The 17,345-nt window shown below is 58.9% G+C and carries 15 protein-coding genes; 6 read left to right on the top strand and 9 right to left on the bottom strand.

All coding sequences use genetic code 11. From position 1 onward, the window contains the following. Positions 1-62: 62 nt before the first annotated feature. From purF to purL, 5 genes are all read right to left on the bottom strand, one after another. Positions 63-1,577: an amidophosphoribosyltransferase gene (gene purF / locus IEW73_RS13960; RefSeq protein ID WP_229676043.1), complete on the bottom strand. Its 1,515-nt coding sequence runs from the start codon at positions 1,575-1,577 to the stop codon at positions 63-65. 129 nt (positions 1,578-1,706) lie between these two features. After that, positions 1,707-2,105: a sterol carrier family protein gene (locus IEW73_RS13965; RefSeq protein WP_188676328.1), complete on the bottom strand. Its 399-nt coding sequence runs from the start codon at positions 2,103-2,105 to the stop codon at positions 1,707-1,709. A 20-nt stretch (positions 2,106-2,125) separates the two neighbouring features. Beyond that, entirely contained in the window at positions 2,126-2,797 is a 672-nt protein-coding gene (locus tag IEW73_RS13970; RefSeq protein WP_188676332.1) for a CPBP family intramembrane glutamic endopeptidase, read from the bottom strand. Beyond that, a complete protein-coding gene (locus IEW73_RS13975) occupies positions 2,794-4,581 on the bottom strand; it encodes an alpha/beta hydrolase (protein WP_188676336.1) in 1,788 nt (595 codons plus the stop codon). The genes IEW73_RS13970 and IEW73_RS13975 overlap by 4 nt, the downstream gene beginning before the upstream one ends. A gap of 66 nt (positions 4,582-4,647) precedes the next feature. Next, a complete protein-coding gene (purL, locus tag IEW73_RS13980; RefSeq protein ID WP_188676983.1) occupies positions 4,648-6,930 on the bottom strand; it encodes a phosphoribosylformylglycinamidine synthase subunit PurL in 2,283 nt (760 codons plus the stop codon). Positions 6,931-7,134: 204 nt separating this feature from the next. On the opposite strand from purL, the gene IEW73_RS13985 reads away from it, so the two are divergent. The 5 genes from IEW73_RS13985 to IEW73_RS14005 are packed head-to-tail and all read left to right on the top strand — an operon-like array spanning position 7,135 to position 11,321. Further along, positions 7,135-8,070: a DUF4129 domain-containing protein gene (locus IEW73_RS13985; RefSeq protein WP_188676338.1), complete on the top strand. Its 936-nt coding sequence runs from the start codon at positions 7,135-7,137 to the stop codon at positions 8,068-8,070. A gap of 23 nt (positions 8,071-8,093) precedes the next feature. Next, on the top strand, positions 8,094-8,570 hold the full coding sequence (locus tag IEW73_RS13990; RefSeq protein ID WP_188676340.1) for a hypothetical protein: 477 nt from the start codon (positions 8,094-8,096) through the stop codon (positions 8,568-8,570). Further along, positions 8,567-9,553 carry an AAA family ATPase gene (locus tag IEW73_RS13995; RefSeq protein WP_229676013.1) on the top strand — a complete coding sequence of 329 codons (987 nt, stop codon included), beginning with the start codon at positions 8,567-8,569 and terminating at the stop codon, positions 9,551-9,553. The genes IEW73_RS13990 and IEW73_RS13995 overlap by 4 nt, the downstream gene beginning before the upstream one ends. Then, complete coding sequence (locus tag IEW73_RS14000) at positions 9,550-10,779, top strand: DUF58 domain-containing protein (protein WP_188676344.1); 1,230 nt, start codon at positions 9,550-9,552, stop codon at positions 10,777-10,779. The genes IEW73_RS13995 and IEW73_RS14000 overlap by 4 nt, the downstream gene beginning before the upstream one ends. Positions 10,780-10,787: 8 nt before the next feature. Further along, positions 10,788-11,321: a hypothetical protein gene (locus tag IEW73_RS14005; protein ID WP_188676347.1), complete on the top strand. Its 534-nt coding sequence runs from the start codon at positions 10,788-10,790 to the stop codon at positions 11,319-11,321. Here IEW73_RS14005 and IEW73_RS14010 read toward each other — a convergent pair. After that, complete coding sequence (locus IEW73_RS14010) at positions 11,258-12,397, bottom strand: acyltransferase family protein (protein WP_188676350.1); 1,140 nt, start codon at positions 12,395-12,397, stop codon at positions 11,258-11,260. The two genes, IEW73_RS14005 and IEW73_RS14010, sit on opposite strands and share 64 nt — an antisense overlap. Positions 12,398-12,541: 144 nt before the next feature. On the opposite strand from IEW73_RS14010, the gene IEW73_RS14015 reads away from it, so the two are divergent. Continuing rightward, entirely contained in the window at positions 12,542-13,771 is a 1,230-nt protein-coding gene (locus tag IEW73_RS14015) for a glycosyltransferase 87 family protein (protein ID WP_229676014.1), read from the top strand. A 19-nt stretch (positions 13,772-13,790) separates the two neighbouring features. On the opposite strand, the gene purQ is transcribed toward IEW73_RS14015, so the two are convergent. The 3 genes from purQ to IEW73_RS14030 form a co-directional block, all read right to left on the bottom strand. Next, on the bottom strand, positions 13,791-14,468 hold the full coding sequence (gene purQ, locus IEW73_RS14020) for a phosphoribosylformylglycinamidine synthase subunit PurQ (protein ID WP_188676353.1): 678 nt from the start codon (positions 14,466-14,468) through the stop codon (positions 13,791-13,793). After that, entirely contained in the window at positions 14,465-14,710 is a 246-nt protein-coding gene (purS, locus tag IEW73_RS14025) for a phosphoribosylformylglycinamidine synthase subunit PurS (protein ID WP_188676355.1), read from the bottom strand. Before purS ends, purQ begins: the two co-directional genes overlap by 4 nt. Before the next feature lie 105 nt (positions 14,711-14,815). Beyond that, on the bottom strand, positions 14,816-17,326 hold the full coding sequence (locus tag IEW73_RS14030) for an ABC transporter permease (RefSeq protein WP_188676358.1): 2,511 nt from the start codon (positions 17,324-17,326) through the stop codon (positions 14,816-14,818). Positions 17,327-17,345: the final 19 nt, after the last annotated feature.

Genomic DNA, 17,345 nt, shown 5'->3' on the forward strand with positions numbered 1-17,345 from the left:
GGGTGAAAAGATTTCACCACCAGCGAGTAGGTTGGCTCACTTCAAGCTAGCCCCGCGCCACGCTAACTCTGTGGTGTCGCCTGCGACTCTTTGGCCGAAGCATCCCCCACTGTTGATTCATAGAGCGCCTCAAGTACGTTCTTGCCGATCCGGCTGTCGTGCGGCAACTCAATGGGATATTCGCCATCGAAGCAGGCCCTGCACAGTCGTGACGACGGTTGCTCTGTCGCTGCGACCATCTCATCGACCGAGATGTAACCCAACGAGTCTGCGCCGATGGACGACCGGACAGCTTCGAGCATTTCCTGCACCGAATCGGCACCATTAGCGACCAGTTCGGCCGGGGAAGCAAAGTCAATACCGTAGAAGCATGGCCACTTCACCGGCGGCGAAGCAATGCGCACGTGAATTTCCAGTGCCCCAGCTTCGCGCAGCATCCGCACAAGAGCCCGCTGCGTGTTCCCACGAACGATGGAATCATCCACAACGACGAGGCGTTTTCCGCGGATCACGTCTCGAAGCGGATTGAGTTTAAGGCGGATACCGAGCTGGCGGATCGTCTGCGACGGTTGGATGAAGGTACGCCCAACGTAGGCGTTTTTCATCAGCCCCTGGCCATAAGGAATGCCCGAACCTTGGGCATACCCGACAGCGGCGGGTGTGCCTGATTCGGGCACTGGGATGACAAGGTCGGCTACTGCCGGATGCTGCTTCGCGAGCCGCCGTCCGATCTCCACGCGCGTCGCATGTACTGATCGGCCCGAGATTGTGCTGTCCGGCCGCGCAAGGTACACAAACTCGAACACACACCCTTTTGGCTCTGGGCTAGCAAACCGCATGGACCGCACACCGTCCGCGTCAATCGCCAGCAGTTCGCCTGGTTCGATTTCGCGAACAAATGATGCACCCACGATGTCGAGGGCCGCAGTTTCGCTCGCAACAACCCAGCCACGATCAAGACGCCCCAGGCACAACGGCCGAACACCGTGCGGGTCACGTGCCGCATAGAGTGTGTTCTCGTCCATAAAGGTCAAACAAAAAGCACCCTTGAGCTGAGGGAAAAGTTCCATCGCGGCTTGCTCAACGGTCGTATCGGTGGCGGTATAGGCGAGGAGCGCGGCAACCACATCCGAATCGGTGGTCGCTGCCTTTTTGCGACGCCCTCCCAGCAACCCAACTTCACGTGCTCGCGCAGCTAGTTCGGCGGTATTCACCAAGTTGCCGTTATGGCCTAACGCAATACCCGTACCCGCTGTTGTGGTCCGGAAAATTGGTTGCGCGTTCTCCCATGTTGTTGCGCCTGTTGTCGAGTACCGACAATGCCCGACGGCAACATGGCCACGCATCGCAACCAGAGTTTGCTCATCAAAAACTTGACTAACAAGTCCCAGATCCTTAAACACAAGGACCTGTCGCCCGTCACCCACAGCAATTCCGGCGGCTTCCTGGCCGCGGTGCTGAAGTGCGTACAGACCGTAATAGGTCATCTTGGCTACATCTTCGCCAGGAGCCCAAACTCCAAAAACACCGCACTCTTCGCGGGGTTCGTTCTCTATCTCGTCGGGTGCTGCTCCCAATACGAGATCCTCGGTGGACGTTACATCAGACTTGCTGCTCGTGTGAGTCGTCACTGCGAGATGCTCCCTTAGCGGCGGGATCGGGGACACCTTAGTCTACGGTCCAGCACCGTCAGGATGCGAACTTGATCAAAGAGGCACTAACGGAAGCCACCGACCGATGGCAGCCGCGCGAATCCCGGACGCGTCTACATCTCCGCTTTCGATAGCCTCATCAAACGACATGTGACCAGCAACCAAGCGCATCCAAACGGCAGGTGAAACCTCGACAACATTAGGGGGTGTGCCCCGCGAGTGGTGGGTTCCAGCAATACACTGCACAGCTACATAGGGTGGGATCCGCAGCTCCACGCTGCGTCCCGGCGCGACGCTTGCCAAGGTCTGCGCGCTGAGGCGAACAGCCGCCGCCAACTGCGATTTCGGTGGTTTCGGCGTGGAGTCGGGTGCGGCAATCCAATCGGCAATGGATAGCACTGCGCTGCGTAACTCGTGCGGATCAACCGCTGGGGGCTTGTGGTGCGACGGCATAACGATACAAACCCACCTTCTTAGGATTCGAGGCTAGAAACATGGGCTATGACAGCGCCCCCGGCATTCACAACATAGTGCACCAGCGCGGCGGCTAGAACACTGTCATAGCGCTTTGTCAATGCAGTGAATCCCACACCTGCGAGCGCAGTCGCCCCGACCGTCGCGACAACCCTGCTGCCGCCCGCGCCCCAACCTCCCGCGGGCGCGATGTGCCACAAACCGAAAACGGCGGCCCCGACAGTTCTGCTCCACGGGTCGGGCAAGGCCCGCCACCAGAGCGCGTTAATGGTTGCGCGAAAGAGTAGCTCTTCAGCCACCACTGTGCCGAGTGGGATATGGAAGAGCACCCATTCGGCTAGTGGTCGCTCCGGCTCCGGCTGAGGGGTCGTCCCCCGGTCGCCACTGCGGCTAGCTATTCCAGTTGACACAACCGCTGCCGCAGCGAGTCCTGACGCAGCAATGCCTGCCGCAACCTGATACCGCGGCCGCAGTTTCATGGCGGTGTCCACGTGAAGCTCGCGTGACGTAACACCGGCTGCTCGCGCACACAGCACTGCACCAATACCAACGCCAGCGTGCGTGATAGTTCGGGTACGCCAACCCCACTGTTGCCGCGGCACGACAATGTTGTTCCACGTCAACGCCGCAGCACTAGCGGCTACCGCCGTTGCGAACGCGACGCGGGTCATTGCGTCGGACCTTCCTCGCTGATGGGGCTCTGCCGCGGCAGGAGGAACTGAGAGAGGGAACCCATAACCTCGTGGGCGTGATCGGTGTCGGCGTCCGTCCACTCGTCCGGTGCGGCGATAGCTATCCAGCCGTCAAGAATGAGGCTGCCGTATAAGTGCCCATGCCCGTATGGAATGCGGCCTGCGTTAGCAAGGTCAGATGCCACTTGCCAGAACGTCACAATAGGACGCCACCGCATAGAGGGTGACACGTCGTAGCCCGGGGGTTCCCGCAACCAATCAGGACGCTGGAAGAGAAGCTCAGGCGACCACCACACAACAGGGTCGGTGGGATGCTGCAGATACAACACGCGGGGTTCAAGCCACGGCGCAGCGGCTAACTCGTCTGCGCTGGGCAAGTCCGCCGCTTGGTTAGCGAAACGCACGACCAGTCCCCCCGCGTATGTCGGTTGGATCTGAGGACTACCCGGGTCACGACGCTCCGTCAACGATCGCCAGAGCCGGTTCATGTTCATTGGACCAACCCATAGGGCACCCGACACTTTTTCACGCAGGTCCGCTAGCCCTTCAAACGCGGCCTCGGAACCGTATGAGCCCAGGCTTTCTCCATACACAAACATCCTCGGTCGGGTTTCTGGATCACGTTGTTGCCACTCCGCATAGACAGCGTCAAAAAGCTTCTTACCGGCTTCGGCTGCAACATCCTGGTCGACAAGGAATGACAATGCGCTAGGCAAGAACGAGTACTGCAACCCCACAAATGCAGTGTCGCCGCGATAGATGAGTTCGAGCGCCTGGGTGGCATTTGGATTGATCCAGCCTGTGCCCGTGGTGGTGGCAACAACTAACACTTCACGATCAAACGCACCCGTGCGGTCGAGTTCGGCAAGCGCAAGTTCTACACGGTCATCAATTGTGGGTGCCGAGTCGAGTCCGACGTAAACGCGAATTGGCTCCTGCGACTGTTCGCCCGTCGCATGCTCCAGTTCGGCGGCCCGCAACCCCCGCGACACGATCCTGCGGCCTTGCAAACCGAGTGTTTCCCACGCTGCGAAAGATTCGGGGCTCCCCGACCGCTCTGGTTCCGCCGGTTGCCTCACACGAGGCTCAATCTCTGCGTTCTGAACAGAGAATGCTGAGTTGGCGGCCAGCACGAGCCCCCGAACCAGCACACCGTTAACAAGTGTGATGATCAGGGCTGACACGATCACAATGCCGAGCGCGTTCACAATCGGTACTGGCAAATGCAGCAATTTGCGAATGCCAGACCCAATAAACCGGACCACTGCACGCAACACACGGAACGAAAACACGATCGCTGCGGCGATCACTATCGCTGACAACCCCGCACGGAAGTACGACTGGGTTGTGGCGAGGTCCATTCCGAGCAGCGCACGAATTTCGTTTTGCCACTCAGCAGCCGCCACGAGCGCCGAAACCATCACCGACACGGTGCCGACAGCCGTCAGGCCTCGAGTCCACCACACCACCGTCCGAGACGGCGGCGGCCACTCCAACAACGGGAACACTACTGACCGCACGAACCAAGCGAGCACAACGCCTGTTCCGTAGCCCGCAGCCAAACTGATCCCCGAGACCAGGCCTTGGTACGTCCACTCCCGAGGCAGCAACGACGGTGTCATTGACCACGCAAAAAACAACCCTGCGAACGCCAGCCCAGTGAGGTCAAGGCGCAAGCGATGCCACAAGTAGCGGCCTACCTGCGTGGCGGGACGCACCGTCGGTTCGGGTTTCTCCTGCAGCACAGGGGAGGCAGTGTGCATACGCTCACCACCTCCCCTGCTACCGCGCTAACTTCTCAGCAGCGTCAATCCCTAGGCAGCGTCAATCTATGCAATCGCGTGCCCAAAGAGCGCGGGAAGTGTGCCCTCACGGTGGTCCCGCAGTTCCGCCAAAGTAAACGTACCGATGCCTTGAATTTCAAGATCAGTTGATCCGTTGACAACAACGCCCACGCGGGCCCACGGCATTCCGCGCATGGTGCACATGGACGTGAATCGTGGCTCTTCTGTGCGCGGCACCGCCACCAACACTCGTCCCGAAGACTCTGAGAACAGCTGCACAAATGGGTCAGTGTTCTCAGGCAGCACGATGCGGCATCCGGTTTCCGAGGCGAGCGCCATCTCCACCACTGCTTGCGCGAAGCCACCTTCGGAGAGGTCGTGTGCACCGTTAATCAAACCGTCGCGGCTTGAAGCCACCATGATCTCCCCGAGGAGACGCTCGTGCTCAAGGTCCACTGCCGGTGGGCGTCCGCCGAGGTGGTCATGCGCGACCTGCGCCCACACTGAGCCGTCAAACTCATCTCGGGTCTCGCCGAGAAGGATGAGGGTCTCGCCGTCATCAATGCCGAAGGTTTGCGGTGTGCGGCGTCGAACATCGTCGAACGTGCCAAGAACGCCCACGACAGGCGTGGGCAAAATTGGTTGGCTACCGGTTTGGTTGTAGAAGCTGACGTTTCCGCCGGTGACGGGGATGCCCAATGTGGCGCACCCGTCGGCAAGTCCACGAACCGCTTGCTGGAACTGCCACATCACGCCCGGATCTTCAGGTGAACCGAAGTTGAGGCAGTTTGTCACCGCTAGCGGGATTGCTCCCGTCGTGACGACGTTGCGGTATGCCTCTGCGAGCGCTAGCTGCGCACCCTGGTATGGGTCCAGCAAGGTGTAGTGGCCGTTGCAATCGGTCGCCAGCGCGATGCCACGTCCGGTCTCCTCGTCAATACGGATCACACCGGAGTCTGCTTGCTCTGCGAGCACCGTGTTGCCGCGAACGTACCTGTCGTATTGTTCGGTGATCCACGCCCGGCTACATAGCTGCGCGGAACTGATCATCTGCACGATGGTGTCGCGAAGCTCATCTGGCGTTGACGGCCGTGCGAGACCCGCTGAGGTGTTGGCTTCGAGGCCATCTTGGCTGTCAGGACGCGCGAGCGGTCGGTTGTAGACAGGGCCTTCATCGGCGAGGCTCTTCGGTGGCGCATCGACAACAACTTCGTCGTGCCAGGTGATCACGAGCCGGTCGCCGTCGGTGACCTCACCGATCACTGTCGCGATGACGTCCCATTTTTCGCAGACCTTCATGAAGGCGTCGACGTTGTCGGGTGCCACCACCGCGCACATGCGCTCTTGCGACTCGGACGACAATACTTCGGCTGCGGTCATGTTCCGGGCACGCAGGGGAACCTTGTCGAGTTCGACGTGCATGCCGCCGTCGCCGGCCGCCGCAAGTTCTGAGGTGGCGCAGGAAAGCCCAGCGCCGCCGAGGTCCTGGATACCAACAACGAGCCCAGCGTGGTAGAGCTCAAGGCTGCACTCGATGAGGACCTTTTCCATGAAAGGGTCGCCCACTTGCACAGATGGCAGCTTTTTGCGTCCGCCACCGGACTCATCACCATCGAAAGTCTCTGACGCGAGAACTGATACGCCACCGATGCCGTCAAGGCCTGTTCGAGCACCGTACAAAATGATCTTGTTTCCAACGCCTGAGGCATGCGCAAGGTGAAGGTCTTCAACCCGCATCACACCAGCACACAAAGCATTGACAAGTGGATTGCCTTGGTACGACGCGTCAAAGACGGTCTCGCCACCAATATTTGGCAAACCAAGCGAGTTGCCGTACCCACCGACACCACGCACGACACCATCAACAACGCGACGAGTATCGGGGTGATCGGCTGCACCGAAGCGCAACTGGTCCATCACTGCTACCGGACGGGCACCCATCGCGAGAATGTCGCGGACGATGCCACCGACGCCGGTAGCTGCGCCTTGGTACGGCTCCACATAGGACGGGTGGTTGTGGCTCTCCACCTTGAATGTGACGGCCCAACCACCACCGATGTCGACCACACCGGCGTTCTCGCCAATACCGGCAAGCATAGATTTGCGCATCTCATCGGTCGTTGTCTCACCGAAGTAACGCAAATGCACTTTGGACGACTTGTAGGAGCAATGCTCACTCCACATCACCGAATACATTGCCAATTCGGCGGCAGTGGGGCGACGCCCGAGAATCTCGCGAATTCGGGCATACTCGTCATCTTTAAGACCAAGTTCACGATATGGCTGAGGAGTGTCCGGAGTTGACTCTGCGTGAGAGACCGAATCAATACGGGTAGTAGGTGAATCAGATGCGGACGTTGCTGATGACGACACGGAGACTGTAGTCCTTTCGACGCGGCGGCTCGCCGAATGAGAGTCTACCGCGCCAACTACCCCGTCTCTGAACCGTGATCCATGTCACCATAAGGAATGCGCAGTGAGACGCAGCCGCCACGCCAGCACAACCCACCGGCCTCGCCTAGCCCGACACCGGTGGCGCACGTTGCCACAGTTGGTGCGCTGACATGGGCACTCGTCTACGCGTTGCGCCATGAACCACTAACTGGCGAGCCGCTCCTACCCGACAGCTGGACCGTCGCGCTGCTTGTGATCGTCATGGGAGGGGCCATTGCGATCACAGGATTAGCGGTCTTCTTTCTCTGGCGGCATCCACGAACGCGCGTGATCCGCACCAGCGGACCCACAATGATGCGATTTGTCGGGGCGCAACGGCGCAGCGGAAAACGATGGCGACTCATCGCCTGGATCGCGGTCGCAGCGGTGCTGATCGCCGCGATACTGCTCATTCTTCAACAGCGCGACGACACCATCGTCAGAGTTCCGCCACCATCCACCGAAAACGGCCACACCACCGCCGAACCCATCACCGAACAGCCCGTTACAGTCACCGACCCCGACGAAGAAGCCAACTTTGGACCGTTCTTCCTTATAGCGCTCGTGCTGCTCGTCGGGCTACTCGTGCTCGGCACATTCTTGGCAATGCGCAACCCCCGCCGGGTCCTCGGTGGTGAGTCGTGGATGGAACCATCTACGACCATCCCCGCGCAGCGCACCTCAACCGAAGTGTCGCCGCTTGAAATGGCTGCGCAACGCGGACTTGCGGCGATAACGGATGATCACACCAACCCGAGGGACGCGATCATTGCGTGCTACGCCGAAATGGAACAGGCCCTCACCGAGGCAGAAGGGGCCTCTCCCCTCGATTCCGACACCCCAAGTGAGGTTCTCGGCCGTGCAGTCAGCCACGGCTACGTCCACAAGAACTCAGCCGACGCGCTCGTCCAACTCTTTGCCGAAGCCAGATTCAGCAAGCACACCATGACGCACGATCAACAACGATCAGCCGCCGACCTATTGCGAAACATGCTCGCCGACGTGAGGAGGACACCATCCGTGGCCTCACGTTAGCCGGAATCGGTTCGCTCGTCGTGGTGCAGACAATCCTCCTGGCCGTCGGTGCCTACGATCTCATTGTCCCGCTCAGTGGTGCCGTCATCTGCGCGATCACCGTCATCGCGCTATATCGACTGGCATTTCGCAACGCCCCCGAGAATCCCGACGACTCCGTGTCCCCCTCGAATGACACTGACGCGCCCGAGGAGCTGCTTCGCCGCTGGCTAGCACGGACCAACTTCACGATTAGCTGGGCAGACGGCACGCGCCGCGATTGGGACCTCCACTTACGCCCTATTTTGGCCCGCGAATTCGAAGGGTCGTTCAGGGTTCGTGCACACGGAAACCGAGACCAATACCAAGCGACCGGACTCGCGCTTTTCGGTCCGGAACTTTGGGAATGGGTAGATGCTAGCCGTGTAGCGCCGAAAACCCGCACGCAAGACCCTGCAGAACAGCCCGGCCCCGGGCTCCCCGTCCTCGCCGAGATTCTCACCCGATTGGAACGCAGTTGACCCAACGTGACTCAAGCGCTGCCACCACAACTGAACGCGCAAACGCCGTACTAGACGAAATCGAACGCGCAGTTGTCGGCAAACGTGAGGCGCTTACTCTTATTCTCCTGACAGTGCTCTCGGGCGGGCATGCATTGATCGAAGACCTACCGGGGCTAGGCAAGACCCTGATCGCGAGATCGTTTGCCGCAGCGTTTGGCCTAAAGTTCACGCGCATACAATTCACCCCAGATCTGCTTCCTTCAGATCTTCTCGGCGCCACCATCTACGACATGCGATCGGGAGAGTTTGAGTTCCGCGAGGGTCCAGCATTCACCAATTTGCTTTTAGCAGACGAAATAAACCGTACTCCGCCCAAAACTCAATCAGCTCTGCTTGAAGCGATGGCTGAAGGTCAGATCACCGTTGATGGCAAAACGCACATTTTGCCGGTTCCGTACATCGTGCTCGCCACCGACAACCCCATCGAATACGAGGGCACTTATCCCCTTCCGGAAGCGCAACTCGATCGGTTCACGATGCGATTGAGTCTCGGATATCTCAACCAGGCAGACGAGCAAGTCATGCTGCAACGCCGACTCGACCGCGGCTCAGCGCCCATCGAAGTCCAGCAAGTGCTCACCGCCCAGGATTTATTGGATATGCGCGAGACCCTCGAACATGTCTCGGTGCATCCCGACGTACTGAAGTACGTCGTTGCACTCGCCAACACCACCCGCAATCATCCCAAAATCGAGGTGGGTGCAAGCCCACGGGCAGAAATTGATCTCGTGCAACTTGCGCGTGGTCGAGCGGTACTTGCTGGCCGCGATTACGTCATCCCTGAAGACATCAAAGCGCTCGCTGTCCCCGCAATCGCGCACCGCATCACCCTGCGGCCCGAGATGTGGGTACGGAGGATCCGCGGCGAACAAATCATTGAGGAAATCCTCGCTCGTCTACCCGTTCCGCGAGTACAACACCCCTCAACGGTGACGCCGTGAATGACCTTCGATGGCAACCATCCACACTGATTTTCACTCTCGCCTTCTGCACTGCGGTGCCGCTCGTTGCAGCCATCCTCGCGCAATCGTGGCTGGTTGCATTGTTTTCCGCCCCGTTTCTCGGGGCACTTGTGAGCTGCACGCATCAACGGACGACGGGACTTGGCCGCTCCATCATGGTGGAAGCGGATCACACTCCGATTCGCATCTTTGAGGGCGAGACCGCGCAGCTTCACTACGCCATCAACCTTGACGGCCCCGGCACCTTTGAAGCGGAACCGGAGCTAGCGCAAGGTATGACCCTGGCGGACCCAGAAACGGATTTGCCTCTCACCGTCGCAGTCAGTAAGTGGGGCAACTACCCGGTGTGGATGCGGGTCACGGCTTTATCGCCCGATGGCGCATGGGCTGCGGAATCACGAGTACTCATAGGGCGAGTTCATGCCTACCCCTTGTCGCCACCGCAAGCCACAGCGATACCTAAGACGCCGCTGCCCGATCGCATCGGTATGCACCTAACACCTAGACGCGGGGCAGGTGTTGAATTTGCCAATACCAGGCTCTACCAACCTGGCGATCCCTTGCACGCCATCAACTGGAAAGTCAGCGCCCGCACAGGCCGCCTGCACATCACCGAACGATTCACCGACCGCGCCGCCGACATCGTCGTTATCGTCGACACCTATCCCCAAGCGCCCGGTGCGGCGAGCGAAAGCCTCACTCGATCAGCGCGCGGCGCGACGCAAGTCACCCAGGCAGCATTGCAACAGGGCGACCGCGCGGGCATCGTGACCCTGGGCTCCCGCGCCCGATGGATCACCGCCGAACTCGGACGCACCCAGTTTTACCGAATTCTCGACGTCATCCTCAACGGCGGAGACGGTACGAATGTAGTACGCGGCACTTTGGCCCCCGTCGATGCCGTACCCCCGAGGGCGATCATTATCGCGTTCTCCCCCATGCTGGAACCACAATTCTCGCTTGCGCTAATGGAACTTCGGCGACGAGGGCATCCAGTAGTGCTCGTCGACGTTCTTGCCGAAGCCACACCGTTTGAAGCAGAACTCGACGACCTCAACGCCCAGTTCTGGCGCATCGAACGACGCCGACTCGTACGTGACCTCAATGCGGTAGGCGTATCTGTTGTCGTCTGGAACCGCGACTCGGACGCCAACGATCCAGATGCTGGGCTCGCCCACGCGTTCCGTCTTCTCTCACGGGGGTAGCGATACACATGAAGCGGTTAGCCATCACAGTCGTGCTCACGGGGTGGATCTGCGTAACTGCTACGGCCTTGGGGTACGTGGCGACAACAGGTCAACTCACAGCGCTTGTATTGACGTTGGGCGCAGTCGGCTTTGTCACAGCTATTGGCGCACTCCTCACGCGTTTAGGGACAGTGAGTTCGGTAGTGACAGCAATGTGTGCGCTCGGCGTCATCTTGGCGACACCAACCCCGGGCGCGGAAGCGGCCCTATTCGGCGCGGTAGGTGGTCTAGCTGCAACATTCCATGTTGTCTGTACGTGGACTCGGCGTTTTCACGCAACCACGACAGAATCCCTGCGCCACATGGGACCGGGGGCTGTCACCGTCACAGTCATTGCGATAACGGCGATTGCTCTGCCAGAAACGTGGCGGTGGTGGGTGCTTCTCGCACCACTCGTCGCCTTGGGTGCTTTTGCCACAGCGGTGACGCTTGCGAATCAACGACGTTCGGAGTCAGCGAGCCCGGCATCAACTGGCGTGCGCACGAGGTCGCCCAAGTGAGTACTCGTCTCGGGTTTTGTTAACTCGGGCGCCTTTTTTGGGAGGAGCCAGTTCGGCAACGCAAACAACCACGTCGCCTTGAGCGATAGCAACAACTTATGCAGCAGAAGTCCGCCACAAATGCCTGCTAGTGCTACCACTACGGGCCCAGCGGCGCGCATTACTGAATCTGCGGGCAACACTCCCGTCGACAGCAGCGCGTAGGCAAAGGATCCCATAGCAATTTCGTGCATCAAGTACACAGGCAACGTGACAGTTCCGAGTGTGGAGAGCACTCGGACACCCACGCCCCAGCGAAGCCGCGCGGCAGCAAGAACACCAAGCGCAAGTCCGAGCAGCGTCAACATAATCCTTGCAAGACTGAACTCGCCAAGTTCACTGTTGTTCACCGCGTAAAACCCTGCACTGTAAGAAATGGCAAGCAAAGCGATCGCCGGAATCGACGTCCATCGCGCCAGCGTCAAGAGAATTTCTTTCCCATTTACGCCGATGAGAAAGAACAGGAAGTATGCGCCCATATTCTGCCAGGTCCATGGCATAAAATCCGCCGAATATGCGGCCAACGAAACAGTGAATGCAACGCTAATCTGAATACGCGGATCACGGTCAGCCAAGAGTTTCGCCGCAGCAAAATACAGCGCTAGTGCGTACACAAACCACAGGCCGTTATGTGGAACCACGAGAGCAGTGAGCAGGTTGAAAGGTGAGGACTCCTCACCCGTCAGGCTCGCACCTGGAACTAGTGCGAAGAACCCAAACCTCAACAGCAACCACAAGCCATACAAGTAGAGCATGAGCATCACGCGTCGCCGCCAGATGTTTGACCACGACGTGCCTAGGACCTTGCTCGCAAAAAGACCGGCAACCAGGAAAAATAATGGCATTCTGATCGGTTCGAGAAACGCATTGAAGGCAACCCAGGATTCCGAGCCGTAGCCACGCGTAATCATGAAGTTCGTCGCGTGAAACAGCACGACAAGCAAAATGCACGCGCCTTTAGCGACATCTACCCACTCAACGCGAGAACTAGAAACGGTTGTTTGAGCCGCCACTTTGCTCCCCTCGTCGATAGCCACGCTTGGTCACAGTACGTGGCAAACTACCGTCCGAATAGCCTTTGGTGACAGTTTTCACATGACAATGCAGCATCATTTCGGTACATTCTTTAGAAATGAGCCATTTAATCAATTGCTTTACCATTGCATCTAGAAGGATTTATCTTGACCATAATTGAGAAGCCAGAAGTCCGGACAATAAGGGCCTTTTCGCCAATTTGGACATTATGGCTCGGTCAAATTGTCGCATTTGGCGCAATTATCTTCCTGCTACACCGAGCGTTCTCAGGAACAATGATTGACCTCGCAGTCTTCCAGGCGGCCGGGCAAGCATTTGTCGATGGCGGATCGCTCTACAGCAGTAGCTTCGAACGGCCCCACGGGCTACGGTTCATCTACGCACCATTCGCCGCGCTTGTTTTCGCTCCAATGGCATTGTTTTCACTATCAGTACTGCAGGTCTTGTGGACAATTCTGAACATCGCCCTCGTGTGGGGGATTCTCACTGTGCTGCTCAGCCGCACCGGCACGCCCGGTCGTTTCAGTGCACAGACACTCGCCGTAGCTCTGTTAGGTCTCGCCTTACTCATCGAGCCTGTGCGAACCACGTTCTTTTTCGGGCAGATCAACATCACTTTGATGGCTCTTGTCGTCGCTGACGTCACCGGTGTCATTCCACGGAAGTACAGGGGAATCGCCACCGGCATTGCAGCGGCGATCAAGGTCACCCCAGCTGCATTCGGCTTGGTGTTTCTCCTTCGGAAAGACATCCCTGCGGTCGTACGGGCCATCATTACCGGACTTGGAACCATCGTCGTTGGCTTCGTGGTGGCCCCGGGCGCATCGGTCTTCTACTGGACTGATGAGTTTTTCCGCACTGATCGCGCCGGTGGGCACTCGTACGGACCTAACCAAGCGTTGACGGGGCTGCTGGCACGCATTGGGATGGACGACACAGCCAAGGACATCGCCTGGGCTATCGGCGCCCTCATCATCGTTGGTGCGGCAACCTGGGCCGCGTGGCGGTTCACTCGCGCGGGTGACCACTACGTTGCGTTCGGCCTTGTTGCACTCGCGTCGCTGGCTGCAGCACCGTTTGCTGTCAGCCACCACTGGGTGTACGTGCTGCTGCTTCTACCAATGCTCGTCGCTCCGCGCTACCGCGGTTGGTTGCCGGTTACACTGATGGCGACGCTTGTGTTCTTGGTTGCACCGCACAAATTCGCCGACCTGGACGCGAGCGGCGCGTGGGGTGCTGTGAACTCGATAATCATCGCGAATGGCCAATTCTGGGCAGCGATGCTCCTGCTAACCGCAGCTGTGATAGCAGCACCAAAGCGCACCGAATCCGCACGTGCCCCGAAGGCGCGCGAGCTAGAGTCGGTGCGCGCCTAACACGGCCCAACACAGCAAACTAGGAAGCAAGCACTCCGTCGAGTACCGACAGGAACATGCCCAAACCGTCGTCACTGGGGCCCGTAAGGGCCTCAGTGGCATGCTCAGGGTGCGGCATCAATCCGACGACACGACCATTGGCCGAAGCAACACCGGCGATTCCACGCTGCGAACCGTTCGGGTTCTCCCCCGCATAGCGGAAGACCACGCGACCTTCGCCCTCCAGCTCATCCAGCGTTGCCTCTGAAGCCTGGTAGCGGCCCTCGCCCGACTTCAACGGGATAAGGATTTCCGCGCCGCTCTCGTAGCGTGATGACCACGCGGTGGTGTTCGACTCCACCCGCAACCACTCATCGCGGCAGATGAAATGCAGGCCTTCGTTGCGAGTCAGCGCACCTGGCAGCAACCCAGCCTCACACAGCACCTGGAAACCATTACAGATGCCAAGAACGGGCATGCCTTTTCGTGCCGCAGCGACAACTTCGCCCATCACAGGCGCAAAGCGCGCAATCGCACCACAGCGCAAATAGTCGCCGTAAGAAAACCCGCCTGGAACGATGACTGCGTCGACACCTTTGAGGTCAGCGTCACCGTGCCACAATGCGACGTCTTGCGCACCGGCTAAACGAACAGCGCGGGCTGCATCTATATCGTCGAGCGTTCCAGGGAAGGTAATGACACCGATCCGTGCGCTCACGCGTCACCATCCAGGCGTGTCACAGTCCAATCCTCGATGACTGTGTTCGCGAGCAGAGACTCAGCGATTTTCGCCAATGTGGCGTCATCAACAGAGTCGTCTACTTCAAGTTCGAAGCGCTTACCTTGGCGGACTTCCGCCACGCCTTCAAACCCCAACCTGGGGAGCGCTCGCTCAATCGCCTGACCCTGAGGATCCAGAATCTCAGTCTTCGGCATGACACTGACAACTACACGAGCCACCCGGCACTCCTCGTTACATCGACACCGCCGCGCTTGCGTTCGCGACCGACTCTAAGCGTACCGGGTCTTGCGACATGGTTCTGCCACCAAGCCCCGGTACGAGATCTAGACATCCGCGATTGCCTCCAACGGCTTCGTCCGGGCCGCCCGGCTCGCTGGCCACAGCGCGGCAAGCACACCCACCACAGCCGAACCGACCAGCATTATCGAAACTTGAACCCACGGGACCGCGAGGACCGTCAAGCCCTCATCACGCAGGGTCTGGACCAGCGCCCAACCGAACGTCAAGCCCAATGCCACACCGAGGGTTGCACCGAACACCGCAATCAACGCCGATTCAATATAGATCGTCTGACGCAATTGCTTTCTGTGCATTCCCACAGCGCGGAGCATCCCAATCTCACGCTTGCGTTCCACAACTGACAACGCCAGCGTGTTGATGATGCCCAGGATGGCAATCACCACAGCGAGTGCCAGCAATGCGTACAGCAGCGACAGAATCAGATCAATCTGCTGAGCCTGCTGCCCCTTGAACTCTTCGCGGTCCATCACCTGAACCACCACAAACCGCTCCGTGGCCTCTTCAAGGTCCGAACGCAATTGCTCGACATTGGCATCAGGGTCGACATTGACCATCACTGCAACTGTGGTTTGCACAAACGGCGGTATGAGAGCATCCATCGCACTCGGCGACAACATCATCGCGCCCACAACCTGGTTGCGTTCGAAGATCCCACTCACAGTAACTTCAATTGAGCCGTCCCGAGCAGGTCGCTCAATTTCGACCTCGTCGCCGACACTGAGACCGAATCGCTCCGCTGCGCCCTCGTCGACAATGATGGTGCGACCATCCATATTTGTGTCGCCGTCGACCATGTTGAACTGCAGCATCCCGTCAACACCGCCGGTGAGACTGCTGCCGTTGATACCCATGTCGTTGATGAATCCGCCAGCAAAGGTGAGAGCAGCCGCGCGGTCAACACCATTGACCCGATCCACCACCTGCGTAACCCCGGCAGGCACACCCGTTTGCATCGGACCAGTCAGAACATAGTCAGCTTCGACGCCTTGATCGATCAGTTTGTCTACGCTGACCTTGGCCGATGTCCCTAGGACGCCAATCAACGTCACCAGCATCAGCCCAAGAGTGAGCGCAAAAGCAGTCGCTGCGGTGCGGCGAGGGTTCCGCATCGCATTGGTACGTGCCAGCTTGCCTATCGGACCAAAAGGTTTAGCAACCACACCCAGCGCGTTAATAGCAGGGGTCGCCAGCGCTGGGGTCGCGAAGAGCACGGCAACGATCAGTAACGCAGCACCGATACCCACTCTCGTCACACCGGGTTGTCCCGTGTACTGCGCACCCCAAATGAGCAGTGCGATACCAGGGACCGCAAGCGCTGCGCCAATAATTGTTCGAGTGCGAATCGACTCAGCTGCTGAACTGAACTCCTCGCGCATCGCCGCAACGGGCGGAATTCTCGATGCCCTGCGCGCTGGTGCGTAGGCGCTGACCACCGTGACCAGGATGCCGACGGCGAATGCCACTGCGATTGTGCGTGGCTGCACCGCCAACGGTCCCCCAGGAAGGCCTAGGCCAAACACATCGAGCAACACTCTCAGGCTGTAGGCGATCCCAATACCGGCGAACAAACCAATAACGCTGCCGATAACACCAACTACCAGCGCTTCGAGAATGACCGAACGACTAACTTGCATTCGGCTCGCACCGATCGCTCGCAGAAGCGCCATTTCACGCAGCCTCTGCGCGACGATCATCGCGAATGTGTTGTAAATAATGAACGTACCTACCACGAGTGCTATAGCCCCGAAGGCAAGCAAGAAATAGTTGATAAACGAGAGGTTCTGTTCAAGTTCATCTTGCTGCTGCGCTTGAACTTCAGCACCGGTTTGGACGTTGTAAGCATCGGGAACGAGTTCAGCCACCTCGTCGCGCAACTGTTCCTGCGACACTCCATCAACGGCAGCGAGGTCTACACGAGAAACGTGGGAGCCGTCGGAAAACAGTTCCAGTGCTTGCTCTTCCACGAACTGCATGCCAACAAATCCGCCGACATCAACCGCGAGGCTGTATGTGCCAGTGATGGTGAGATCGAAATTGCCGACATTGGGAACAAGGACCTCAACCTCATCACCTATGCTCAACCCGGCTCGCTCTGCCCCCGATTCATTGATGATGACTTCACCAGGTTCGGCAGGCGCCCGGCCTTCAATCAACTCGATGGGCTGACCAATCGCTGAATCCGGCGGCAAGTATGGCTGGCCAAGGCTCGGCGCACCGCCAGTCTGAACGGCAGCACCGTCTTTAATGATGATGATCTGTCCACCGGCATACTTGATGGACGCGCGCACGTTCGGCAGATCCACAATTTCGTCGGCTAGGTCGAGTGGAACACCGAGCGAAGCCTCATTCTGCAAGGACACTCGAACATCGACGCCCTGGGAATCACCCGAGAAAATCTGGTCAAATGTTTTCTTCAGGGTGTCCGTGAAAACGAAGGAACCCGTAACAAAAGCCGTGCCCAAAACCACGGCGAGCACCGTGAGGAAAAGCCGAAGTTTATGCGCCCCAAGGTTGCGCAGTGACACCTTTGTCATCGGTGAACGCGAAGGCGCT

This window comes from Hoyosella rhizosphaerae, assembly GCF_014643175.1.
GTDB lineage: Bacteria > Actinomycetota > Actinomycetes > Mycobacteriales > Mycobacteriaceae > Lolliginicoccus > Lolliginicoccus rhizosphaerae.

Excerpts from the sequence above, each read along its gene's own strand:
- IEW73_RS13965 (WP_188676328.1), bottom strand. The coding sequence starts at position 2,105 with ATGCCGTCGCACCACAAGCCCCCAGCGGTTGATCCGCACGAGTTACGC.
- IEW73_RS13970 (WP_188676332.1), bottom strand. The coding sequence starts at position 2,797 with ATGACCCGCGTCGCGTTCGCAACGGCGGTAGCCGCTAGTGCTGCGGCG.
- IEW73_RS13975 (WP_188676336.1), bottom strand. The coding sequence starts at position 4,581 with ATGCACACTGCCTCCCCTGTGCTGCAGGAGAAACCCGAACCGACGGTG.
- IEW73_RS14005 (WP_188676347.1), top strand. The coding sequence starts at position 10,788 with ATGAAGCGGTTAGCCATCACAGTCGTGCTCACGGGGTGGATCTGCGTA.
- IEW73_RS14030 (WP_188676358.1), bottom strand. The coding sequence starts at position 17,326 with ATGACAAAGGTGTCACTGCGCAACCTTGGGGCGCATAAACTTCGGCTT.